At 64.3% G+C, this 24,060-nt stretch carries 20 protein-coding genes; 6 read left to right on the top strand and 14 right to left on the bottom strand.

Annotated elements, in window-relative coordinates:
- The first annotated feature begins 49 nt into the window (after positions 1–49).
- Positions 50–511, top strand: a complete 462-nt coding sequence (locus HH302_RS18755; RefSeq protein ID WP_246479815.1) for a hypothetical protein — start codon at positions 50–52, stop codon at positions 509–511.
- Between the two features lie 72 nt (positions 512–583).
- Complete coding sequence (locus tag HH302_RS18750) at positions 584–1,336, top strand: molybdopterin-synthase adenylyltransferase MoeB (protein ID WP_172203906.1); 753 nt, start codon at positions 584–586, stop codon at positions 1,334–1,336.
- Positions 1,337–1,361: 25 nt separating this feature from the next.
- Here the strand turns inward: HH302_RS18750 and HH302_RS18745 are convergent, their stop codons facing one another.
- The 5 genes from HH302_RS18745 to HH302_RS18725 form a co-directional block, all read right to left on the bottom strand.
- Positions 1,362–1,709, bottom strand: a complete 348-nt coding sequence (locus tag HH302_RS18745) for a hypothetical protein (protein WP_172203904.1) — start codon at positions 1,707–1,709, stop codon at positions 1,362–1,364.
- Positions 1,710–1,813: 104 nt separating this feature from the next.
- Complete coding sequence (ribD, locus tag HH302_RS18740) at positions 1,814–2,911, bottom strand: bifunctional diaminohydroxyphosphoribosylaminopyrimidine deaminase/5-amino-6-(5-phosphoribosylamino)uracil reductase RibD (protein WP_371814733.1); 1,098 nt, start codon at positions 2,909–2,911, stop codon at positions 1,814–1,816.
- Positions 2,908–3,384 (bottom strand): transcriptional regulator NrdR, encoded by a 477-nt coding sequence (gene nrdR, locus HH302_RS18735; protein ID WP_172203902.1) that lies wholly within the window; start codon positions 3,382–3,384, stop codon positions 2,908–2,910. The genes ribD and nrdR overlap by 4 nt, the downstream gene beginning before the upstream one ends.
- Positions 3,385–3,474: 90 nt before the next feature.
- On the bottom strand, positions 3,475–4,725 hold the full coding sequence (gene glyA, locus HH302_RS18730; RefSeq protein WP_172203899.1) for a serine hydroxymethyltransferase: 1,251 nt from the start codon (positions 4,723–4,725) through the stop codon (positions 3,475–3,477).
- 98 nt (positions 4,726–4,823) lie between these two features.
- Positions 4,824–5,456, bottom strand: a complete 633-nt coding sequence (locus tag HH302_RS18725; RefSeq protein WP_172203897.1) for a histidine phosphatase family protein — start codon at positions 5,454–5,456, stop codon at positions 4,824–4,826.
- A gap of 129 nt (positions 5,457–5,585) precedes the next feature.
- Between HH302_RS18725 and HH302_RS18720 the strand changes: the two genes are divergently transcribed.
- Both HH302_RS18720 and HH302_RS18715 read left to right on the top strand, forming a co-directional pair.
- The gene (locus HH302_RS18720; RefSeq protein ID WP_172203895.1) at positions 5,586–6,188 is read left to right on the top strand and encodes a TRAP transporter small permease subunit; all 603 of its coding nucleotides are present in this window, start codon (positions 5,586–5,588) and stop codon (positions 6,186–6,188) included.
- Complete coding sequence (locus HH302_RS18715) at positions 6,188–7,870, top strand: TRAP transporter large permease subunit (RefSeq protein WP_172203893.1); 1,683 nt, start codon at positions 6,188–6,190, stop codon at positions 7,868–7,870. The genes HH302_RS18720 and HH302_RS18715 overlap by 1 nt, the downstream gene beginning before the upstream one ends.
- Before the next feature lie 43 nt (positions 7,871–7,913).
- On the opposite strand, the gene HH302_RS18710 is transcribed toward HH302_RS18715, so the two are convergent.
- The 4 genes from HH302_RS18710 to pmbA form a co-directional block, all read right to left on the bottom strand.
- Positions 7,914–8,882, bottom strand: coding sequence for a TerC family protein (locus tag HH302_RS18710; protein ID WP_172203891.1), 969 nt, complete (start codon positions 8,880–8,882; stop codon positions 7,914–7,916).
- A gap of 293 nt (positions 8,883–9,175) precedes the next feature.
- The gene (gene map, locus HH302_RS18705) at positions 9,176–9,973 is read right to left on the bottom strand and encodes a type I methionyl aminopeptidase (protein WP_172203889.1); all 798 of its coding nucleotides are present in this window, start codon (positions 9,971–9,973) and stop codon (positions 9,176–9,178) included.
- 312 nt (positions 9,974–10,285) lie between these two features.
- The gene (locus HH302_RS18700) at positions 10,286–11,386 is read right to left on the bottom strand and encodes a TRAP transporter substrate-binding protein (protein WP_172203887.1); all 1,101 of its coding nucleotides are present in this window, start codon (positions 11,384–11,386) and stop codon (positions 10,286–10,288) included.
- A gap of 181 nt (positions 11,387–11,567) precedes the next feature.
- Entirely contained in the window at positions 11,568–12,911 is a 1,344-nt protein-coding gene (gene pmbA, locus HH302_RS18695) for a metalloprotease PmbA (protein WP_172203885.1), read from the bottom strand.
- A gap of 69 nt (positions 12,912–12,980) precedes the next feature.
- On the opposite strand from pmbA, the gene yjgA reads away from it, so the two are divergent.
- Both yjgA and mog read left to right on the top strand, forming a co-directional pair.
- On the top strand, positions 12,981–13,556 hold the full coding sequence (gene yjgA / locus HH302_RS18690; protein WP_172203883.1) for a ribosome biogenesis factor YjgA: 576 nt from the start codon (positions 12,981–12,983) through the stop codon (positions 13,554–13,556).
- A complete protein-coding gene (gene mog / locus HH302_RS18685) occupies positions 13,553–14,152 on the top strand; it encodes a molybdopterin adenylyltransferase (RefSeq protein ID WP_172203881.1) in 600 nt (199 codons plus the stop codon). Before yjgA ends, mog begins: the two co-directional genes overlap by 4 nt.
- On the opposite strand, the gene HH302_RS18680 is transcribed toward mog, so the two are convergent.
- The 5 genes from HH302_RS18680 to glgX all read right to left on the bottom strand — a co-directional run bounded on the left by HH302_RS18680 (position 14,149) and on the right by glgX (position 23,946).
- Positions 14,149–16,050: an ATP-binding protein gene (locus tag HH302_RS18680; protein WP_172203878.1), complete on the bottom strand. Its 1,902-nt coding sequence runs from the start codon at positions 16,048–16,050 to the stop codon at positions 14,149–14,151. The genes mog and HH302_RS18680 overlap by 4 nt on opposite strands.
- Positions 16,047–16,562: a YfiR family protein gene (locus HH302_RS18675; protein ID WP_172203876.1), complete on the bottom strand. Its 516-nt coding sequence runs from the start codon at positions 16,560–16,562 to the stop codon at positions 16,047–16,049. The genes HH302_RS18680 and HH302_RS18675 overlap by 4 nt, the downstream gene beginning before the upstream one ends.
- A gap of 74 nt (positions 16,563–16,636) precedes the next feature.
- Complete coding sequence (locus HH302_RS18670; protein WP_172203874.1) at positions 16,637–18,826, bottom strand: TonB-dependent siderophore receptor; 2,190 nt, start codon at positions 18,824–18,826, stop codon at positions 16,637–16,639.
- A 165-nt stretch (positions 18,827–18,991) separates the two neighbouring features.
- Positions 18,992–21,709 carry an ATP-binding protein gene (locus tag HH302_RS22800; protein ID WP_172203872.1) on the bottom strand — a complete coding sequence of 906 codons (2,718 nt, stop codon included), beginning with the start codon at positions 21,707–21,709 and terminating at the stop codon, positions 18,992–18,994.
- A 101-nt stretch (positions 21,710–21,810) separates the two neighbouring features.
- Positions 21,811–23,946, bottom strand: a complete 2,136-nt coding sequence (glgX, locus tag HH302_RS18660) for a glycogen debranching protein GlgX (protein ID WP_172203870.1) — start codon at positions 23,944–23,946, stop codon at positions 21,811–21,813.
- Positions 23,947–24,060: the final 114 nt, after the last annotated feature.

Below are 24,060 nucleotides of genomic sequence, written 5' to 3'. Positions count from 1 at the left end.
CGACGTTGCGTGGGGGAGCGCGGCGCCGGCAAACGAGGGAGGATTGGCCATGTTGGAACGCGACAAGGCTTACCGGCTCGCCGGCAGGAAACACAGGGCGCACAGCCTCAACTGCGACGCCGAGGTGCTGCGCAAGCGCCGCGAAGTGCGTTTTCATGTCGAGCCCGCGGGGCAGTCAGAACAGGCCCTGCTGCGGCTGACTTCGGTGCCGGGGCTGGTGGTGGAACGCGGCCTGCGGCCCGAATCGCTGTGGATCACGTACTCACTGGCCGACCATTCCCTGGAAGAGGTTGAGGGGCTTCTGGTGAGCATGGGCTTTCACCTCGACCCGTCGTTCTACACGCGCATCCACAATGCCGTGATCCACTACTGTGAAGACACGCAGCTGCGGAACCTCCGCTCGCCCGAGCGGTTGATCAAGAAATCAAACGAGGTCTATGTGAAAGCCTGGGAGCATCACCCGCATGGCGATCACGACGACACGCCGGCCGAACTGCGCGAGTACAAATAGCCCGGCCGCGGTGCAGCTAGACCCGACGGCGCGGAAACACTCCGCGCCGTTTTTGTATCTGGAATTGGGCCCATGAACGACGAACAACTGCTGCGTTACTCTCGCCACATTCTGTTGCCTGAAATCGATATTGCCGGGCAGGCGGCGATTTGCGCTGCGCGCGTGCTGGTGGTCGGGGCTGGCGGCCTCGGTTCGCCGGCTGCGCTTTACCTGGCATCGGCCGGCGTCGGTACGCTAGTGCTGGCGGATGGCGACGAGGTTGATCTGACCAACTTGCAGCGGCAGATCCTGCATACCCAGGCGACGGTGGGTCAGCCGAAGGTCGTGTCCGGCGAGCGCGCGTTGCGGGCGTTGAACCCCGAGATCGAGATCGTTGCCTTGCAGGCACGGCTTGAGGGCGCTGCGCTCGACGAGGAAGTCGAGAAGGCGGATGTGGTGCTCGATTGCTGCGACAACTTCGCCACCCGCCATGCAGTGAATCGGGCCTGTGTGCGCTTCCGCAAACCGCTGGTGTCGGGCGCTGCGATCCGATTCGACGGCCAGATCAGCGTCTTCGACCTCCGCCGGGACGGCGCACCGTGCTACCACTGCCTGTTTCCGGAAGGCGAATCATTGGAGGAGTTGCGCTGCGCGGTGACCGGCGTGTTCGCGCCGCTCACCGGTATTGTCGGCGCTACACAAGCGGCGGAAGCGCTCAAGTTGCTTGCTGGTTGCGGCGAGTCGCTGGCGGGCCGTTTGCTGTTGCTTGATGCGCTCGCAATGCGCTGGCGTGAGGTGCGCTGTCCGCGCGACGCAACATGCGCTGTTTGTGGTGCTGCGAGCTGACAGGGACCCGGCGGGCGCCGTCGGTTTATTTGTCTCGCGCTCGCGTCACATGCCACGCGAAGCAGGCGGCGAGCTTGGCTGGCAAGCCAGGTAGATCCTTTTGCAACCAAGCAATGATCTCCGGCCCTTCATCGAAGGTGGCGGCGCCCGCCCAGTCGGCCAGGTAGGCCGGTCGCCTGTCCGGACGGCGGTCGTAAAAGAGGAAGGCCTCGTCAGAGATGGTCGTGTTGACGTAGACGATGTGCCATCGCCCGACTCGGAATTGTTGGAAGATGTCGGCAGGTGCGAGTGAGATCGTCGTGCCCAGCGGCGCGGCGAGTTGCGCATTGAGATGAGCTTCGACCGCGGGGCGGTAGGTTTGCCGTTGTGCCATGGTCAGGCTGCGGTCTACGCCGGAGCAGGGCGATGCGTTTGCCGCGACCGATATGACCGACAGCCCGACGAAGGCGGCGCTTGCAAGCAATGGCCGAAGTGGCTTCACGGACGCAGCGTCAGCCGCAGATCGTCACCAAGCTTGCGGACATCCGCCCAGCGCATTCGAGCAACATCGCCCATTGCGCCGATCGACGGTAGGTCGGCGAGTGCGCGGGCGTCGTGCCCCATCAGACACGGCGCCAGGTAGAGCAGGATTTCGTCCGCCAGGCCGGCAGCGATGACGGCACCTGACAGGCGCGCGCCGGCCTCGACCATCAGCTCATTAACGCCGCGCTGAGCGAGTTCTGCGAACAATGCCGGAAGGTCCACCCGGCCCGCGACATCGATCGGACATGTGAGCAAGGTGGCGCCGGCTGCGCGCAGTGCATCCGCCTTTGGTCCCTGCGGGTTTGCTGTGGCGATCCAGACCTCGCTGCCATTGAACAGCGCGGCCGTTGGCGGGGTGTCGAGTCGCGCGTCCACAACCACGCGTTTGGGCTGGCGCGTGGCCGCGATATGCCGCACGTTCAGTTGCGGGTTGTCCGCGAGCACCGTGCCGATACCGGTCAGCACCGCGCAGGCGCTCGCCCGCCAGTGATGTACATCGCGCCGTGCGGCCTCGCCGGTGATCCATTGGCTCTGGCCATTCGCGAGTGCGGTACGGCCGTCGGCCGATGCAGCGATCTTCACGCGTACCCAAGGGCGACCGCGTGTCATGCGCGACACGAATCCGGCGTTGAGTTCGCGCGCGTCACCAGCGAGCAGGCCGCTGGCGGTGGCGATGCCGGCTTCGTTGAGCCGACGCAACCCCTTGCCGCTCACCAGTGGATTCGGATCTTCCATCGCCGAGACGACGCGGCCGAGTCCGGCGCGCACCAGCGCGTCCGCACAAGGCGGGGTGCGACCGAAGTGGCTGCAGGGTTCGAGTGTGACGTAGGCGGTGGCGCCGCGGACGTCTTCGCCGCGTGCGGCGGCGTCGTTCAGCGCCTGGATCTCGGCATGATTCTGGCCGGCCGGTTGCGTCCAGCCTTCACCGACGATGCGGCCGTCGCGCACGATCACGCAGCCGACGCGGGGGTTGGGCGAGGTGATGTAGCGGCCGCGCTCTGCAAGTTGCAGCGCGCGTGCCATGTAGCGATGGTCGTCGCTGCTGAAGCTCACTCGGCGGCCTTGGCGCGGCGCGCGCGGGTACTGACTTCGCGGATCACCTCGGAAAACTCTTCCGCGTCTTCGAAGTTCCGATACACCGATGCGAAGCGGATGTAGGCAACCTTGTCGAGCTTCTTCAGTTCGCGCATCACCAGTTCACCGAGCTTCTCACTCGGGATCTCGCGTTCGCCCAGCGACAGCAGTTTCTCCTCGATGCGGCTGATCGCGGAATCGACGCTCTCGGCCGTGACCGGGCGCTTGCGCAGCGCGAGCTTCATGCTGGCACGCAGTTTTTCGTGGTCGTACTCGGTGCGGCTGCCATTGCGCTTGACCACCTGCGGCATGCGCAATTCGATCCGTTCGTAGGTCGTGAAGCGCTTGTCGCAATGCAGGCAGCGACGGCGGCGGCGGACGATGTCGCCTTCCTCGTTCTCACGGGTGTCGGTGACCTGCGTGGACGGGGTGCTGCAGAAGGGACATTTCATGGCTGGCTGGGCGCTCGTAACAGGTTCTGGATGTGAAACGGGCGCCGCAATGCGGCGCCCGTCGAGTCTAGCGGTGTCGAGGCGTGCTCGTCACGCGCCGTAGACCGGGAACTTCTTGCACAGCGCGGACACTTCTTCGCGCACGCGGGCCAGCACCGCTTCGTCGGCCGGCGCATCCAGCACATCGGCGATCAGGTGTGCCACGCGCTCGGCTTCGATTTCGGTGAAGCCGCGGGTGGTCATCGCCGGCGAGCCGATGCGGATGCCGCTGGTGACGAAGGGCTTCTCCGGGTCCTTCGGGATCGCGTTCTTGTTCACCGTGATGTGGGCACGGCCCAGCGCGGCTTCAGCGTCCTTGCCGGTGATGTTCTTGGCTCGCAGATCGACGAGGAAAACATGGCTCTCGGTACGGCCGGAGATGATGCGCAGGCCGCGTTGTTCCGACAGCACGCGCGCCATCACGCGGGCGTTGTTGATGACTTGTTCCTGGTAGTGCTTGAACTCGGGCGTCAGCGCTTCCTTGAAGGCAACGGCCTTCGCGGCAATCACGTGCTCGAGCGGGCCACCCTGCAGGCCCGGGAAGATGGCGGAGTTGATCGCCTTCTCGTGCTCGGCCTTCATCAGGATCACGCCACCGCGCGGGCCGCGCAGCGTCTTGTGCGTGGTCGAGGTGACGACGTCGGCGTGCGGCACCGGGTTCGGATAGCAACCGGCGGCGATCAGGCCGGCGTAGTGCGCCATGTCGACCCAGAAAATCGCGCCGACTTCCTTCGCGATCTTGGCGAAGCGTTCGAAGTCGATACGCAGCGAGTAGGCCGAGGCGCCGGCCACGATGATGCGCGGCTTGTGCTCACGCGCCAGCGCTTCCATCGCCTCGTAGTCGATCTCTTCTTTCGCGTCGAGGCCGTAGGCGACGACGTTGAACCACTTGCCGGACATGTTCAGCGGCATGCCGTGCGTCAGGTGGCCGCCTTCTGCGAGGCTCATGCCCATGATCGTGTCGCCCGGCTTGGCGAAGGCCATCAGCACGGCCTGGTTGGCCTGCGAACCGGAGTTCGGCTGAACGTTGGCGGCATCGGCACCGAAGACCTTCTTCAGGCGATCGATCGCCAGTTGCTCGACCACGTCGACATGCTCGCAGCCGCCGTAGTAGCGCTTGCCGGGGTAACCCTCAGCGTACTTGTTGGTGAGCTGGGAGCCCTGGGCTTCCATCACCGCAGCACTGACGTAGTTTTCGGAGGCGATCAGCTCGATGTGATCTTCCTGGCGGCGGTTTTCCGCTTCGATCGCGGCCCAGAGTTCCGGATCGACTTTGGCAAGGGTCTGCTGCTTTGAGAACATGGCGATGTTGGTCTGGCAGTGGGGTAAAACGCGAATTTTAGCACGCGACAGGTGCTTGTTTCCTCAGGTTTTTTGCAGCGCGGCAAGGCGCTGGCGCCTCATGGCAGTTCGTCCAGCGCACGATCGAGGTGGCTGCGTTCGTCCCACACCAGAATCCGCCAGTCACCGTCTTCACGCATCAGCCAATTTACGGTGGCGTTGCTGATCGGGAAGTCGCGCCGCTTTTCGAGCGGCAGATCGGCCGCCACGCGATGGGCCATGTCGAGCACGCCGCCATGCGTGGCAACTAGCACGCTGCCGCCAGGGTGTGCGTCGGCGATCCGGTTGAGTGCGTCACGCACGCGTGCGAGGAATACGTTCAGGCTCTCGCCGCCACCCGGGAAGTCGGCGTCCGGCACGCGCGTCTCGAAGTGTGTGTAAGCCTCGGGAAAGCGTGCCCGGGCTTCATCGTAGGTCAGCGCCTGGAAGTCGCCGTAGTGGCGTTCACGCAACAGCGGATCGAGTCGAACCGGCAGATGCAGGCGGTGCGCGACCGCTTCGGCGGTTTGCCGGGCACGCCCGAGGTCGCTCGAGTAGATCGCATCGAACTGTTCGTCGGCGAGGCTCTGCGCGAGCAGGCGGGCTTGCTCGAGTCCCGTGTGGTTGAGCGGGATGTCGGTGTGGCCCTGAATGCGGCGAGCGACGTTCCAGTCGGTTTCGCCGTGGCGGATCAGGCAGAGGCGTGCGGTCATGCGGAGGTGGTGTCCATCGGGAAGCGAAGCGCGATTTTATGTCTTGCGCCCGCCGATGCCATACTTGCGCCACAACGATAAACGGGCCCCACCAAGAGGGCCCGCCACCACCAGTGAGGAGACAAAACCTTGGGTATTCTGCTGCGGCTATCCCGCCTCATCGATCTGCTCAACGAGCGGATTGCGCGTGCCGCGTTCTGGCTGATCCTGATCATGACCCTGATCAGCGCCGGCAACGCGGTGGTACGCAAGCTCTTCAACATGAGCTCCAACTCGCTGCTGGAAATCCAGTGGTACCTGTTTTCCGGCGTGTTCCTGCTGTGCGCTGCGTTTGCCTTGCAGAAGAATGCTCACGTCCGCATCGATGTGATCTACGGCAAGTTCTCCAAGCGCACACAGATGTGGATCGACATCTTCGGCACTGTGTTCTTCCTGTTCCCGATGGCCTTCATCATCCTCAAGCTGTCGTGGCCGGTGTTCATGACCAGCCTGCAGAGCGGTGAGACTTCGGCCAACGCAGGCGGCCTGAAGCTGTGGCCCGCGCGCCTGATCCTGCCGGTGGGCGTGTTCCTGCTGATCCTGCAGGGCTTCTCGGAGATCTTCAAACGGCTCGCCTTCCTTACCGGTCATGGCCCTGATCCGAGTGAAGGGATTGTCGGGCCTTCCGAAGAGGAAGAGCTGGCCGAGGAGATCCGCAAGATGCGTGGTCTGGCGGAAGGGGAGGGCAAGTAATGGACTTCCTCATCCACAACATCGCGCCGATCATCTTCCTGTCGATGGTCGTGATGCTGCTGGTCGGCTACCCCGTGGCCTTCGCGCTGGCGGCGACCGGCGTCGTGTTCGGGCTGGTCGGCATCGAACTCGGGTTGCTGCAGCCGTCGCTGTTCCAGGCCTTGCCGGACCGGATCTGGGGGGTGATGAGCAACGACACGCTGCTCGCGATCCCGTTCTTCACCTTCATGGGGCTGATTCTTGAACGCAGCGGCATGGCGGAGGATCTGCTCGAAACCATCGGCCAGCTGTTTGGCCCGGTGCGGGGTGGTCTCGCTTTTGCAGTGATCTTTGTCGGCGCGATGCTGGCGGCAACCACCGGCGTGGTGGCGGCGTCAGTGATCTCGATGGGCCTTATTTCACTGCCGATCATGCTGCGCTACGGCTACGACAAGCGGCTTGCGTCCGGCGTGATCGCCGCATCCGGCACGCTGGCTCAGATCATTCCGCCTTCGCTGGTGCTGATCATCATGGCCGACCAGCTGGGGCGCTCGGTGGGCGATATGTACAAGGGCGCCTTCATCCCCGGCTTCGTGCTCACCGGCCTGTATGTGGGTTACATCGTCCTGGTCACGATGGTGCGCCCTTCATGGGCACCAGCGCTGCCCGCCGAAGCCCGCACCATTCGCGAGCCGGACGGCAAGAGCGGGCTGCGTTCGCTGGCTGTGCTGGTGGCGCTGGCGGTTGCGGCTGCCGTGGCGTTCGAGCACTGGTACTACGCCAACAAGCCGGACGCGCCGACCGACGAGAAGATCGTCATGGTGATGGCGTCCGGGGTGATCTTCGCGTTTCTGCTTGCCGTGATCAACAAGCTGTTGCGGATCGGCCTGCTGTCACGCATGGCCGAGCAAGTGACCTTCGTGCTGATCCCGCCGCTGCTGCTGATCTTCCTGGTGCTGGGCACGATCTTCCTCGGCATTGCAACGCCGACCGAAGGCGGCGCGATGGGGGCCACCGGCGCGCTGATCATGGCGGTGATGCGTAAGCGCCTGGACAGCAAGCTCCTGAGGCAGGCGATGGAATCCACCGCCAAGCTGACGGCCTTCGTGGTCTTCATCCTCGTTGGCGCGCGGGTGTTCAGCCTGACCTTCTATGGCGTGGATGGCCACAAGTGGGTCGAGCATCTGCTGCTGGATCTGCCGGGCGGCCAGGTTGGTTTCCTGATCGTCGTGAACATCCTGGTGTTCCTGCTCGCGTTCTTCCTCGACTTCTTCGAGCTCTCGTTCATCGTCGTGCCGCTGCTTGGGCCGGTGGCCGAGAAGCTGGGCATTGATCTGATTTGGTTCGGCATTCTGCTGGGTGTGAACATGCAGACCTCGTTCATGCACCCGCCGTTCGGCTTTGCGCTGTTCTACCTGCGCTCGGTGGCGCCTGCGAGTGTGCGGACGACCGATATCTACTGGGGGGCGGTGCCCTTTGTGGTGATCCAGGTCATCATGGTCGCCCTGGTGATCGTGTTCCCCGGCATGGTGACGATGGGCCTGGACAAGAAGGTCGACGTCGATGTCGACAAGGTGCAGATCGACGTGCCGCTGGAACAGATGGATGCGCCGGAACTGACGCCGCCGCCCGCGGAAGGATCGGCGCCGGACATTTCCCCGCCCGATATCCCGCCGCCCGAGCCGGATGCGACAAACAAGTAGGCGAAATGAAAAGGCCCGCGAGATTCGCGGGCCTTTTTTCTGATTAGTGCTGGGTTAGCTTTGCGGCGCTGCGGCGGGTCGCCATCAGGCTGAGCACCACGCCGGTTGTGATGATCGCTGCAACGACGCCGAGCGAGATGCCGATCGGCACCTTGTACCACTCCACGATCATCATCTTCGTGCCGATGAACAGCAGCACCAGCGCCAGCGCATGCTTCAGATACACGAAGCGGTCCGCCATGTCGGCGAGCAGGAAGTACATCGCGCGCAGGCCGAGGATCGCGAAGATGTTCGAGGTCAGCACGATGAACGGGTCCGTGGTGATTGCGAAGATCGCCGGGATCGAATCGACCGCGAAGATCACGTCCGAAATTTCGACCAGCACCAGCACGACGAACATCGGGGTGAACCAGCGGACGCCGTCACGGATCAGCGTGAAGGATTCATCCTCGATCCGGTCGGTGATCCGCAGATGGCCGCGCATCCAGCGCAACACCGGGTTCTTCGACAGGTCCGCCTCGCCTTCCGACACGATCAGCATCTTGATGCCGGTAACGATCAGGAAAGCGCCGAAGAGGTAGAGGATCCAATGGAACTTGGCGATCAGTACTGCACCGGCGAAGATCATCACGGTACGCAGCACGATTGCGCCGACCACGCCGTAGAGCAGCACACGCCGCTGGTATTCAACCGGCACGGCGAAGTAGCTGAAGATCATCAGCCACACGAAGACGTTATCGACGGCGAGCGATTTTTCGATCAGGTAACCGGTGACGAATTCGGTCGCGCGCAGGTTCGCCACTTCGCGGCCAACCGTGGCGTCCAGCCAGAACCAGAGCGCCGCCGCAAAACCCATTGCCACGCTGACCCAGAAGACTGACCAGCCGGCCGCCTCCTTGAAGCCCACCTTGTGCGCCTTACGGCCGCCGAGCAGAAAGAGGTCCATCAGGATGAACGTGAGTACGAGCACGAAGAAGCCCGCCCACATCCACCAGGTACCGATTGTTGCCATCTGAAGCTCCTGAGAAAACGTCGAAATGAAAACGGCCTGTCCGTCGCCGGTCAGGCCGTTCATTTCAGGACGGACCTTTGCCGGTAACGGCAAAGGTCTTGCTCGCAACCGCGCGTCGGCACGTGCTGCCCGGATGCCCGGCAACCCTGCCACGGGCTGCGTCATGACGAACATCCGATCGGGAGCTACTCCCCTTTGTTAGCTACTCAGTCAGTAGCATTTTGCAAAAGTTCCGAACCAGCGAGAAATTTCTTTTGCGATGCGCTCCCGCGCGGCACGGCGATTCAGCGCATTCAGCCGATTGCGGGGTAGTCGCCCTGACCGTCGGGCCAGGGCGTGAGAATCTCGAATCCGGTCTCGGTCACCGCCACCATGTGTTCCCACTGTGCGGACAGCGAACGATCCTTGGTCACTACGGTCCAGCCGTCCGCGAGCAGGACGGAGGTGGCCTTGCCCGCATTGATCATCGGCTCGATGGTGAACAGCATGCCCGGCTCCAGAACCAGGCCTTCGCCGCGTCGGCCATAGTGGCGGACCTCGGGTGCATCGTGATAGATCTGCCCGATACCGTGGCCGCAGTAGTCGCGCACAACGCTGTGCCCGGCCTGCGCGGCGACGGTCTGAATCGCATGCCCCACATCGCCGAGCGTCGCGCCCGGTTTCACCGCTTCGATGCCAGCGCACATCGCATCGAAGGCGTTGCGCACCAATCGCCGGGCTTGCTTGCTCGGTTCGCCGACGAAGTACATGCGGCTGGTGTCGCCGAACCAACCGTCCTTGTTCACGGCTACATCGATGTTGAGGATGTCGCCGTCAGCCAGAGGGCGATCGTTCGGTATCCCGTGGCAGATCACATGATTCACCGACGCGCAGATCGTTTTGGGGAAACCGCCGTAACCCACATTCGCCGCAATCGCGCCGAGCGGGCCGGTGATGTAGTCGTGACAGATGCGATCGAGTTCGTCGGTGGTGACGCCTGGCCGCACATGCGGGGCGATCATCGCCAGCACGGCGGCTGCGAGTTCGCCTGCCTTGCGCGCCTGGGCGAGTTCGGCGGGGGTATGAATCTTCACGGCGCGTGAGCGAGCCAAGTACGTGTTCTCCAGTAGGTGGCGCGATGCGCGCCGAGGGGGCGTTGGTGCAGCGTGTGCCGGTGTCGGCCGCAAGGATAGCGCGAGCGGGCCCGGCTGCCAGTCGGATTGACGCGACCGCGGAGGATCCCGGCGGCGGGGCCGATGCAGCGTTGCAATTCGGGTTCGGCGCGGAGCGCACAGCCAATTGCCAAACGTCTATGGTCGGCCCTGGTTGCCGGTGCGATGAGCCTCCAATACTCGGTAGCCTCACCTAAGAGGAAAAGAAAACCCCGCCGTGGCGGGGTTTCTTCGTTGCCGGGCTGAACGCGGCTACTTCTTCGCGCCGCTTCGTTGCTGCTGCAGGAAGTTGTCGTAGCGACTCTCTGCGACGCCGAACCAGAGGATCTGATCGTCGCGGAATTTCTTCCAAGCGTCGTAGATCTTCTTGAATTTCGGGTTGCTGGCCGCGGTTTCCTCATACAGCTCGAAGGCCGCCTTGTAGGACGCGGCCATGATTTCCGCGCTGAAGGGCCGCAACTGTGTGCCGGTCGCGACGAGCTTTTTCAACGCGAGCGGGTTCTTCGCGTCGTACTCGGCCTGCATGTCCGCGTGTGCGTAGAGGCAGGCGTCTTCAAGAATCGTCTTGTATTCCTTCGGCAGCGACTCCCACTGCTTCTGGTTCACATAGACCGACAGCTGCGGGCCGCCTTCCCACCAACCCGGGTAGTAGTAGAACTTGGCGACCTTGTTGAAGCCGAGCTTCTCGTCGTCGTAGGGGCCAACCCACTCGGCGGCGTCGATGGTGCCTTTTTCGAGGGCGGGGTAGATGTCGCCGCCCGGAATCTGTTGCGGTACGGCGCCCAACTTGGCGATTACCTTGCCGGCGAAGCCACCGATGCGCATCTTGAGGCCTTCGAAATCCTTGACCGTCTTGATTTCCTTGCGGTACCAGCCGCCCATCTGCACCCCGGTGTTGCCGCATGGGATGTTGTAGATGTTGTAGTCCTTGAAGAACTCGCGCAGCAACTGCAAGCCGCCGCCTTGCATCATCCAGGCCGTCTGCTGGCGGCTGTTGAGGCCGAATGGCAGTGCCGTGTCGAAGGCGAAGGTCGGATCCTTGCCGACGAAGTAGTACGACGCCGAATGGCCGATTTCCACCGTGCCATCCTTGACCGCGTCGAGCACGCCGGGGCCGGGAACCAGCTCGCCCGCCGCGAATACCTGGATCTGGAACTTACCGCCGGTGGCTTCCGCGACGCGCTTGGCCATCGTCTCGGCGGCACCGTAGATCGTGTCCAGGCTCTTGGGGAAGCTTGATGCCAGCCGCCACTTGATGGTGGGCAACTCGGCGGCCATCGCCGGGCCGGCGACGGCGGCGGCACCTGCGGCAAGGCCGGCGCCAGCGTTCTTCAAAAATGAGCGACGTTCCACGTTGTCTCCTCTCCTGTTATGGGGTTGTTCGTGTGGGAACGTCGCGACTATACGAGAGCTATTGCGCAAAGGTGAAGTGTGGTTTTGGCGCAGCGCGGGCGCCGCGAGAGCCTTGTCCTGTAAGGCTCTCGTAAGAAATTCGGCAACCCCTCGCGGGGCATGGGGTTGCCAGTGCGCTCGCTCAGTCGCCGGCAACCGTCATGTTGCCAATCAGCACCGATCCGCATTGTTTCGAGCCACGCACAAGCATGTCGTTACCGCAGGCGACGATGTCGCGGAACATGTCGCGCAGGTTGCCGGCAATCGTGATCTCGTGCACCGGGTAGGCGATTTCGCCGTTCTCAACCCAGTAGCCGGCCGCCCCGCGGGAGTAGTCGCCGGTTACGGTATTCACGCCATGGCCCAGCAGTTCAGTGACAAACAACCCACGCCCCATTTTCTTGAGCAAGCCGGTCAGGCCGAGCTTGCCGGGCTGCAGGATCAGGTTGTGGCAGCCGCCGGCGTTACCGGTGGACTTCAGGCCCAGCTTGCGTGCCGAGTAGCTGCCGAGGAACCAGCCGTTGAGCGTGCCGCGCGTGACGACTTCGCGGCGCGCGGTCGCGACACCCTCGTCGTCGAACCAGCTGCTGGCCAGGCCGCCGGGAATGAACGGGTCTTCGAGCAGCGTTACCGCATCCGAGAACACCTGGGTGCCGAGGGTGTCGAGCAGGAATGAGCTGCGCCGGTAGAGGCTGCCGCCGCTCGCTGCGCTGACAAAATGCCCCAGCAGGCCGGCGGCCAGCGGGGCTTCGAACAGCACCGGCACCTCGCAGGTGTTCAACTTGCGGGCGTTCAAGCGAGACAGAGCGCGGCGCGCCACATAGTCGCCGATCGCTTCCGGGGCCGGCAGATCGAGCGCGTTGCGCCGGGTGACGTACCAGTCATCGCGCTGCATGCCATCGCCTTCGCCCGCGATCATTGAGCAGCCAAGACCATGACGTGTGGTCGCATAGCCCTCGCAGAAGCCCAGGCTGTTTGCCGATACAAACTGGGTCTGCTGCGTCGATACGCTCGCCCCTTCGGAATTCGTGACGAGTTCGCTGACCGAAAAACCCGAGGCCTCGCAGCGCCGGGCGAGTTCGATCGAAGCATCCACGTCGGTCGCCCAAGGGTGGAAGAGATCCAGCTCGCGCGGCTCACGTGCCAGCTGATCCGGGTCGGGCAAACCCGCCGCCGGGTCGCTGGCGGTGAAGCGGGCGATCGATACCGCCGCGGCCACGGTATCGCGCAGCGCCTGCGGAGCGAAATCGGTTGTGCTTGCGTGACCGCGCTGTTGCCCCAGGTACACGGTGACCGAGATGCCCTTGTCGCGGTGGTACTCCAGCGTGTCGACTTCCCCCTGGCGCACGCTGACCGAATGCCCCCAACCCTCCGAAACATCGACGTCGCAGGCCGATGCGCCTTGGCCCTTGGCACTTTTCAGCACATCGGCGGCAATCTCGCGCAGTGCATCCTGGGTGAAGCTGAATCCATTTGAAGTGGCCATGCCGGGGCATCCGTCGGGTCGAAAGCTATAATTTTACGTTCATGTGGCCAAATCGCCTTCGGAAACTCCATGCACCGCAATCCACAACACCAGAATGACGACGACTCGGACGAGTACGACGGCCCCAGCAAATCGCAACGCAAGCGCGACATGCACAAGCTGCAGGACATGGGGGCTGAGCTCGTAGCGCTGTCGCCCGCGCGCCTCGCCAAGGTGCCTTTGCCCGAGCGCCTGCACGACGCGATCCTCGAATACGCCCGTGTCGGCAAGCACGAAGCCAAACGGCGCCAGCTGCAGTACATCGGCAAGTTGATGCGTGAGGTCGACCCTGCGCCGATTCGCGAGGCGCTGGATGCCTTCGCCGGCGTGTCGCGCGCCGAGATCGCCCGCCAGCACAAGCTCGAACGCCTGCGCGAACGCTTGCTGGAAGACGAAGGCACGCTCGGCGATATCGCCGCGGCCTACCCGGACGCCGATCTGCAGCATCTGCGTAACCTGCGCCGCAACGCCATCAAGGAACGCGAAGCGGCCAAGCCGCCGCGCGCTTATCGCGAGATCTTCCGCATCCTGCGCGACTTCGAGTACGCCGACGACGGCGAAGCGCAGAGCGCAGGCGAAGAGGGCGGCGAGGACGACGAGGCATGAGCGATACGCTGCGCATCGGCCTGGTTTCGATCAGCGATCGCGCCTCGTCCGGGGTCTATGAAGACAAGGGCCTGCCAGCGCTGACGGAATGGTTCGGCGCCGCGCTGCGGAGTCCGTGGCAGTCGGAAACGCGGCTGATTCCCGATGAGCAGGCTGTCATCGAAGCCACGCTGATCGAGCTGTGCGACCTTGCCGGCTGCCATCTGGTCCTGACGACCGGTGGCACCGGCCCGGCGCCGCGTGATGTCACACCCGAGGCCACGCTTGCGGTTGCGCACAAGGTGATGCCCGGTTTTGGCGAGCAGATGCGGCAGATCGGTCTTGCCTTCGTGCCAACCGCGATCCTTTCTCGCCAGGTCGGTGTAATCCGCGGTCAGAGCCTGATCCTGAACCTTCCGGGCCAACCCAAGGCGATCCGCGAAACCCTTGAGGGTGCTCGTAACCCCGACGGCAGTATCCGCGTACCCGGCATCTTCGCCGCCGTGCCGTACTGCATCGATCTGATCGGCGGTCCGTACATCGAAACCGACGAAGCGGTCGTGAAGGCGTTCCGCCCCAAATCGGCCCAGCGTAACCCCATTCAATCGGCAAGCTAGTTTGGCGCCTTGACCCGTCGCGGAGCGACGAGCGGGAAGCTGAGGCGGAAGCGGGCGCCAGCGCCTTCGGTACTGAAGGCTTCGATCTTGCCGCCGAGGATGCCGCCGGCAAGGTTGTGCACGATGTACAGCCCGAGTCCGCTGCCGCCTTCGCCCAGGCGGGTGGTGAAGAAGGGGTTGAAGATCTGGGCCAGGTGCTGCGACGCAATGCCGCAGCCGTTGTCGCTGAGTTCCAGCACGACCGCGTCGCCGTCCCGGTGCGCTTCGAGCTCGATCAGGCCACCCGGGTGGTTCGCCAGCCCGTGTATCAGCGCGTTCTGGATCAGGTTCGTGAGGATCTGTTCGATCGCGCCGGGGAAGCTGTCGCATTCGAGGTTGGCTTCGACGCGGCTTTCGATCCGGTGCTGCGAGTGTTTGAACAACGGGCCGAGTGCGTGCAGCGTGTTGTCGATCAGCTCGTCGAGCTGGAAGCTGCGGCGCCGCATGCTGGTCTGGTCCACCGCCACCTGCTTGAAGTCGTTGATCAGGCTGCCAGCGCGCAGGCTGTTGTTTTCGATCAGCGACATGCCGATCGCCAGATCGTCGAGGAAGCGCTGGAAGCCGCTGCGCGAGACGCGGTTGTCCGCAACCTGCGCGGAGAAGCTGCGCGCGAGATCCGCCATGCTTGAGGACGCGGTGACGACCATGCCGATCGGTGTGTTGAGTTCATGTGCAATGCCGGCGACGAGGCTGCCGAGCGCGGCAAGCTTCTCGCTCTGAACGAGCTGTTCCATCGCCTGCTTGAGTTCCGTGGTGCGTTGCGCGACGCGGCTTTCAAGTGACTCGTTGAGTTCGGTTAGTCGCGCCAGCGCGTCGGCCAGCGATGCCTGTGTTTCGCGTTGGTCGGTGATGTCGGTGGAGATCGCGGAGACGGCGTAGATCTCACCCGCGGTGTTGCGCAGCGCAAAGCGTTCGGTCAGCCAGGTGCGATCACCGAACTCTTCTTCATGCCGTTGAGCGCTGCCGGCGAGCACCGTCGCGTGATCCAGTTCTTCCCGTAGTCGTGCGAGCTGAGGTGGGAACAGCGTGTCGTCGCGTTGCCCCAGGATGCGCTCGGCCGGCTGCCCGACCTGGCGGGCGAACTGTTCGTTCACCAGCAAGTAGCGGCCGTCGCCGCCCTTCATCGTGATGGTGGCGGGGGCGTGGTCGATCAGGGCCTGCAGCAGTTGAGCGCTCTCGCGTAAGGCGACCGCACGTTCTTCGATTGCCGCCAGCATCCGGTTGACCGCCGTGCCCAGTTCGCTGATCTCGTCGTTGCCGTGAACCCGGATGCGCTGGGCGTAGTCGCGCGCCTCGGTCACATGCGCAGCGAGTGCCGCGAGTTCGTTCACCGGCTGGATCACCCGGGCGCGCAGCGTCAGCACCATCACCAGCACCAGCAGGGCCTCCACCGCGATGCTGCTCGACAGCATCAACCCGTAACGTGGCAGCCGCTCGGCCAGTGATGGCAGGCGCTCCTGCAGCAGCAGGTGACCGATGGTCTGGCTTTGTACCCGTATCGGTTCGACATGGCGGATCGCCCCTGGAATTTGCACGACACCTTCGAGCGGCGGGCAGGGGCTACGGCTACCGACCCGGTATGTCGCCACGATGCGCCCGCGCTCGCCATAGAGGCACGCGAGGGTCACACTCGGGTTGGTGCGCAGCGTTTGAAGGTTCTCGTCGGCGGCACGGGCATCGTCAAACGAGATCGCGGCCGCGCTGTTGAGCGCAAGGATTTCGGCGCGCCCGCGCAGGTCCTGCAGGATGCGGTCGCGATAGGTGCTTTGCTCGTAGGCCAGCAATAGCGCCAGATGCAGCACCACGCCCAGCAGCAGCACGCCAACGCTCAGTCGGATCAGGCGCCGTTCGAGCTTCATTGACCGCCCCCTTCAACATGGGCGGCCAGCGCCAACAGCCGGGAGCTGAATTGCAGCTTGGCACGCACGGCACTGTCGAGGTTTACCTCGAAGCGCAGGGTGTTGCCCTGGGGGATCAGATTGATCACGCCGCCTTTCTGAAGAAAGCCACCCTGTTCGCTCACCGTGAGAATCGCGCGGTCGCGCGCTGCGTTGAGCCAATTGCGTGTCTGTGTGCTGTCACGGCCCAGGAACAGCACGGTGCAACCTTCCACTTCCGCGGGTTCGAGCAGGCGCCGCACCGGCAGCCCACTCTTGCCCTGATTGCGCTCCAGCCAGTCCGCCACCTCGTCGGCACCGACGAGGCACAGCATATGCCCCGCGGTGGACGGCCAGACAATGTAGCGGGTGAAATTGATCAGATAGGCCGCCTTGACCTGCGCATCGAGCGGCGCCGAATGGGCGACGACGCCCTGCACTGAAAGTGCCGTGGCGAGGACGCCGATGCGGATCAGGCGAGCGCAGCGTGACATCGGGCTAGCGGTGGGCGTGGTTGCGCACGCGTGCAGTCGGATGCAGGGGATGGAGGATGTAGCGCGAGTCCGGTTCAGAAGGCATGACGGTAGGTCAGCGCGACGGCTGGCGCCTCGGCGCGGTAGTTGCTCACATCGATCAGGTACATGCGCTTGTTGTATTTCGAATCGATCCAGCCGAGCACGTTGTAGGCGTTGAACGCCAGCGTATCGCGCCCGAACACCCGGCAGGACGCGCCGAGGTCCAGGAATACCGCCTCCTGGAAGCTGTCGGTATAGCCGGGGTCGGACACTGCGGTGCTGGAATACGGGCCCGGAATGATCCTGCTGTTGATGTCGTTGGTGGCCTGAGTGGTGTCCTGCGAGCCGGGGTAGCCCCAGAACACCCTCAGCGCGCCGCTGACACGCCAATCCTCGTTCGCCTGCCAGACGGCGGCGAGCTTGGTCATGTGGTTGCTCCAGTTGCTCAGGTCGTTGCCATAGCCGAGATTGGCGACCGAGATCTTCTGGCGCGCGCCGGGCTCGACTTCGAAGTGATCGAGCTTGGTATAGGCGTGCGAGAAGCTCAGGCGCAGCGCGTCGGTCTTGTACTCGAGTTCAAGTTCCACCCCGCCATAGGTGAAGTTCGCGACTGGCGTGGGCGCCAGGGTGGTGGAATTGAAGCCGATCACCTCGACGTCGTTGTAGTACGCCGAGAGATCAAGCCGCAGCGCACGTGAGAACGCATGCTGGTAGATCAATTCCACCCCTTGCAACTGCTCTGGCGTCGAGAGCTGGCCGGCCAGATGCTGTTTGCGCAGCTCTTCGGCGTTGTTCTTGCGCACCGAGCGGCTGAGGACCGATTTGAAGGTGTCGGTTTCGGTTGGCGCGTACACCAGCGACCATCGCGGCGACCACATCCACTCGGTGTAGTCGTCCTTGTCGGCGCGCAGGCCGAGGAAGTTGGTCAGGGTGTCCGATACCTGCCACTGATGTTCGGCAAACACGCCGTAGGCGGCCGAACCCCATTCAGACATCAGGCCGAGTGACGAGGAGTAGGGCGGCGCGTCCGGATAGCCGGGGCTGGCCAGCCCGTAGCGGGAATAGGTGTATTCGGCGCCGGCAGCCAGCGACTGCGTTTCGCTCGCCTGACCGCTGAGCGTGGCGCGCAGCAGGTACTGCTCTTCGCGGTGGCTTTCGACCTGGTTCCAGGGTGCGGCGACGTTGGCGAACACACGCTGGTAGTCGAACGTGTCGTAGCCGCCTTTGAGCTCAAGTGACATCGCCGGGCTCAGCGTCCAGCGTTGCGACATGTCCAGCGTGAGCTGCTGGTAGCCGACGCCCTGGTCGGGTATCGCCGACTGCGGCGTGCCGGGGGCTGCCGACCCGATCGGCTTGGTGCCGAACACCTTGTGCTCCCAAGCCAGCTCCTCGCCACCCCGGGTATAGCGCAGCCAGGCGCGGAAGTTGTCGAGCTGGTAGTCCGCATGCAGCTTGAGCTTGGGTTGCCCGCGGAAGGCTGCATGGTTGTCGGGGTAATCGAACGGGGCGGGTTCGCCGGCCTTCACCTGCTGGCCCCAGGCGGTATTGAAGGTGTTGCCGTACACCACTGGCGCATCGTCGGGTTCGGCGCCTTCGTAGTTGGCGATACCGGCATACAGCAGCAGGCCGTGTCGTTCGCCGATCGCGATGGTCTTCTTCGCTTCCAGGCTCTGGAACTGCTCGATCGCACCGAGTTTCACCGTGGCGGCGTCGCCGCTCGCGTCACTGAAGCTTTCCGTCTGGATGCTGATCACCATCGACACCGCACCCGGGCCGTACACCACCGAGCCGGGGCCGCGCACGACGTCGATGCGCTGGATATCGTCGAGCATCGGCAGATCGCGTTCGCTCATGGCACCGAAATGGGTCCGCTCGTTCAAGACGCGCCCGTTCAGCACGATCAGGTACTTGTCGTCGCGGTCACCGATCAGCCCTCGCATGCCCATGTGGGGGGCTTCCCAATGGTGCGGCAGGTAGTGGAAGCTGGGTACGTAGGTCTCAAGCAGATCGAACAGATTGCGCGCCCCGGTGTCGCGGATCATCTGGCGATCGATCACGGTGACCGAGGCTGGCACGCGACGCGAGGTGGTCGGCGTGATCGTTGCGCTTTGTGGAACCGTTACGTTGCCAAGCTGGCCAAGGTCGAGTTCCAGCACTGAAGCATCGTCGGGGGCTTGCGCAGCGGCGCAGCAGGCATGAGCGGCCAGCGCGAGCAGGCCCAGCCGCGGTATGTGATGTCCCATGCTCCCCCTCCCGGATTGGCGTCGTGGTTGCGGGCTGTTTGCCGATGCGAGTCGGGACAGCGAATCTCTTTGTATTTGTCCGCAAGCTTAACTAACGGCAAGGTGGCGATGCACTTGAACCGGCACCCGCAAAGTGGTGGCGGCGCGAGGGCGCGGCTTCGGTGATCAGGGCGCGGCGAGTGGTAGTTCGAGCGTAACGATGCAACCGGCGCCGGGTGCGCTGTCCAGCGTCACGCTGCCGCCCAGTACATCGCACACGATGGTGTGCACGATGTAGAGCCCGAGGCCGCTGCCGCCAGTGCCAAGGCGGGTGGTGAAGAAGGGCTCGAAGGCGCGCGCCAGTTCCCGGTCGCTCATGCCGCGGCCGTTATCGCGCACGACAAGGCGCACGTGGTCGGCGCCACTGCGGTGTGCAGCGATTTCGAGCTCGCCGTCGGCGCGGCCATCGAAGGCGTGGATCAGCGCATTCATCGCAAGGTTCTCGATCACCTGCTCCAGCGCGCCGGGGTAGCCATCCATCTCGATATCCGGGGCGATCGCGATGGTCAGCGCCACGCCCTGCGGCCGAAGGCGCGGCTGCAGCAGGCTGAACAACTCGTCGGTCACCTGGTGCAAGAGGTAGTGGCGACGCCCCTCGGTCGACTGGTCGACCGCCACCTGCTTGAACTGCTGCACGATATGCGCGGCGCGCGAGAGCGACCGTTCGATCAGGCTCACCGTCTGCTGCGCGAGGTTGGTGAAATCCTGAAGTGCGCTGCGGCGCAGGCTACCGCCTTCGATCGTCCGGCCGAAGTCGCGCAACTCGCCGGCCAGGCTGCTGGCTGCGGTGATGCCGTTGCCGAGCGGCGTGTTGAGTTCGTGTGCGACACCTGCGACAAGGCGCCCAAGCGAGGCCAGCTTCTCGCTGCGCATCAGCTCCTGTTCGGCGCGCTGCAAATGCTGCTGGGCCACGCGGCGCTCGGTTACGTCGATGCCGACGCCGCGGTAGCCGACGAAGCGGCCGTGCAGGAACTGCGGCGCACCGGAAAGCTCCAGGTAGCGCAGCGGCCCGTCGGGCTGGGTCTGGAGCCTGAGTGCCACCGCATGGAAGGGCGCGTGGCGCGTCATGCGCGCGAGCAGCGGGGCGAGGCCGCTTGCGTCGTCCGTGCTGAGCGGCAGACCCTCCAGCGTGTGCCCGACCCAGTCCGCGGGGCGAATATCGGCGTCGGCGAGGCCCTTGCCGACGATCTCGACCAAGCGCAGATCGGCATCCATCGTCCAGTACCAGTCCGACGAGAGTTCGGTCAGCTCGCGGAAACGTGCCTGCTTGTCGCGCAAAGCCCGCACCAGGGGGCGGATCAGCGCGGTCAGCAGCCAGCCGCCGAGCAGAATCGTGGGCAGCGCAAACAGCAGCACGCGGTGCAACAGCCGGCGCAGCGGTGCATAGAATTCCTGCGCATCAACGGTGATCAACATCATCAAGCCATTGCTGCTGACCTTGCGCGATAGATTCAAGCGCCCCATCGGCCGATAGGCGATTACTGCCGTGCGCCCTTGCTCGTCGCGCAGCAGTTGTGGCGTGCTGGAGTCGCCCGCCTCGCCGTATAGCGTGGCGGCGTCGATGAAGCTGCGTACGGCGGTATCGCGCGGCATCCACAGCGCTTCCGGATTACGCGAGCGGAGGCAGCGCACAGCCCCTTGATAGAGCCCGCAAATGGCCATCTGCCCGGTGTTGCCGAGGTCGAAATCGGTCTCGGCGAGTTGCTCCCACGCCGGCACCGCGTGCTGGATCACGATCTCGCCGACGCGATTGCGTTGGGCGTCCTCAATGTCCAGCCGTTGCAGCGCGAACGGCACACCCTGATGCCACAGCAGGCTGACATCACTGCGCCGGCGGGTTGTTGACCACAACACGGTGCCATCCAGAAAGTCGCCATGACGCGCCAGTTCCTGCCCCCGCGCATTGCGGATCGACACCGCGCGCGCAATGCTGGCGCGGGCGGTTTGCGACGGGTTCGCCGGCGGTAGCAGTTCGTCGACCATTTGCTGCAGCTTGGCCACGGTCGCGGCGTCAGGCTTGTCGGCTTCATGCGCCAGCAGCGCACCGATCTGGCGATCGCGAACCAGCGGCGCCGAGTTCAGATGCAGCGCGTCGAGTGCCGAATAGAAGACGAACTGCCGGGTCTGCAGCGTCGCCTCAAGATGCTGGTAGAGCGCCGTCTCCAGCTCTGCCTGCAGCGCCGCGAAGCTGATCAGCCCGGTGGCGAAGGCGATCATCGTCAGCAGCCCGAGGCCGATACGGCTGATCAGCGACTCTTCGCGCTGCTCCCCTGGCCGCATCCGCGAACGCTCGCGCAGCAGCAGGATCGCGAGCATGAACATCGCACCGGCGAGCGGAAGCGCTTGAGGGCGCAGCGCGCGCTGCCCGTACATCAGATCGAGGTGGATGTGGTTGCTGGCAATGACAAGCGCGCCGCCACAGACCAGCGTCACGGCGGCCGGGGTCAGTAACCGGGCAAGCCGCGGAGCGGGGCGCTGAAGCGTCCAGGCCCAGATAGCCCACGCCGCGGCGCAAAGGATGGCCGGCCACGAGCGAGAAGCTTCCGGCCACAGGCGGCTTGCCAGGCTGGCAGGCGGCCAGGCGAGCACCAGTGGAACGAGCGTTAGAGCCACCACCAGAAGGGTCGCAGCGCGCAAACGCGGGGCATTGGTAATACGCGAACTGAGGGCCAGCGCCGCAGCCAGCGCCATGCCGCCTGCGCTTGGGTTCAGCCACAGTTCGCTGTGTGCAGGTGCTGGCAGCAGCAACGCCAGCGACGCTCCTAACACCAGCACGCCATAGAGTGCCAGCAGGGCCATCGTGCCGCGTCTGAGGACATCGAATGGCTCTGTGCTGACTGCCACTCACCGCGCTCCTGTCTGATCGGGCATGCCGAACGCTGCCCGTTACCGCAAGGCTATCGGCAAGGCGGCGCGCGACTTGAGCCGCGCGCCGCCGGCACGCGTCAACGTGAGATCAGCACGACTGTGCAACGCGGGTTGGCGAGGTAGTGGTCGTCGGGCTCAAGCAGCACTTCGGCACCTGCTTCGGCGAAATCCTCGTCGGCCGGAAGACTCGTGTCGATGATGCGATACCAGCGCATGCCGTCGCCCGCTGGCGGCAAGCGAACGTCTTGCAGTTGGCTGTCGGCGTTGAGGATGAAGAAGAGGTAATAGCGGCCGGCAGGCGAGATGATCTCGCCACCGTCGAGCCTGTAGCAGAGCGTGCGGGCTTGCGGGTCGTCCCAGCGCGGCGGGTTCAGGTCGGTGCCGAACCAGCTGATATCGGCGACACCGTCGCAGTTCATGTCGCGCCCGAGCAGGAATTTGCGCCGTTGCAGCACGGTGTAGCGCCGCGTCAACGCAATCGCGTTGCGGGTGAAGCGCAGCAGGCTGGCGTTGCGTTCGACCGCACCCCAGTCGAACCAGGCGAGCGGGTTGTCCTGGCAGTAGGCGTTGTTGTTGCCACGCTGGGTGCGGCGCACCTCGTCGCCCGCCAGCAGCATTGGTGTACCGAGCGAGAAGAACAGCGCACACAGGTGGTTGCGGATCAACTGGCTGCGCAAGCGCTCGATCGCGGGGTCCTCGGTGGGGCCTTCCACGCCACAGTTCCACGAGATGTTGTCGCTCGCGCCGTCGCGGTTGTCTTCGAGGTTGGCCTCGTTGTGCTTCTGGTTGTAGCTGACCAGATCGTTCAGCGTGAAGCCATCGTGGCAGGTGATGAAGTTGACGCTGTTGTAGGCCGAACGCCCATCATCGCCGTAGAGGTCGGCGGACCCGGTGACGCGTCGGCCCATGCTGCCGAGCTGGCCGGGATCGCCGCGCATGAAGCGGCGCATCGTGTCGCGGAAGCGGCCGTTCCACTCCGACCAGTCCACCGGAAAGTTGCCGACCTCGTATGTCCCCAGATCCCAGGGCTCGGCAATCAGTTTCACGCGTGAGAGCACCGGATCCTGCGCTACGGCATCGAAAAACGACGCCGAGCGCTGGAAGCCGCCGCGTTCGCGGCCGAGCACGGAGGCAAGGTCGAAGCGGAAGCCATCGACATGCATCACCTTGACCCAATAGCGCAGCGAATCCATCACCATGCGGATCACCGCAGCGCTGAAGAAATCGAGCGTGTTGCCGCAGCCGGTGGTGTTGTCGTAGAAGCGGGCGGGTGCGTCGGCCGGGCCCAGCAGGCCGTAGTAGCTGCGGTTGTCGATGCCGCGCATCGAGAGCGTGGGCCCAAGTTCGCTGCCTTCGGCGCTATGGTTGTAGACCACGTCGAGAATCACTTCGATGCCGGCTTCGTGCAGCGCCTTCACCATGGTCTTGAATTCGGCTACTTCACAACCGGGCGTGTGGCGGGTGCTGTAGCTTGGCTCGGGCGCGAAGAAGGCGAGCGTGTTGTAGCCCCAGTAATTTGTCAGCCCCCGCGCGGTCAGGAAGTCCTCCGCATGGAAGGCGTGCACCGGCAGCAGTTCCACTGCATTGATACCGAGCGACTTGAGGTAGGGGATCTTCTCGATGAAGCCAAGGTAGGTGCCCGGTGCTTTGACGCCGGACGCGGGGTCTGCGGTAAAGCCCTTCACATGCGCTTCGTAGATCACCATCTGCTCGAAGGGTATCGCGGGCGGTCTGTCCTTGCCCCAGTCGAAGTGCGAGTCCACGACAATCGCTTTGGGCATCGCCGCGCTGCTGTCCCGCGCGTCGAACGACAGATCCTTCAAGGGCGAATGCGGGTCGTAGGCGAGCAGTAGGTTGTCCGTATTCACCGGCTTGCCGGTGATCGCGCGTGCGTAGGGGTCAAGCAACAGCTTGTACGGGTTGAAGCGCATGCCATTGGCGGGGTCGAACGGGCCATCGACGGTGTAGCCATAGCATTGGCCCGCCTTGATCCCCGCCACGAATCCGTACCAGACGTAGCGTTCGCGCTCTGTCAGCTCGAGCACGGTGGTGACCGGGCCATTCGGTTCGTCGAACAGGTGCAGCAGCACGCGGGTGGCGTTGCGTGAGTAGAGGGCGAAGTTGACGCCTTCCGGCGTCAGCGTGGCGCCCAGCGGGTACCAACGGCCGGGTGAAACGGTGGGCGGCGCGTCCGGGCGGGCAGTTTCGGACATGAGACGATCCTCGTCAGGGCAGGCCATCGCCTGCAGCTACCTTGATCGTAGAAGGCCGGCGTGCCCCTCGCCATGCGATTCGCGTCCCCGCCGGACGGGAACCGCCCGCGGGCG

The organism is Niveibacterium sp. COAC-50 (assembly GCF_013184235.1).
Taxonomy (GTDB): domain Bacteria; phylum Pseudomonadota; class Gammaproteobacteria; order Burkholderiales; family Rhodocyclaceae; genus Niveibacterium; species Niveibacterium microcysteis.
Note: the sequence above shows the minus strand (reverse complement) of the source record. Positions and strands in the feature narration are given on the sequence as shown.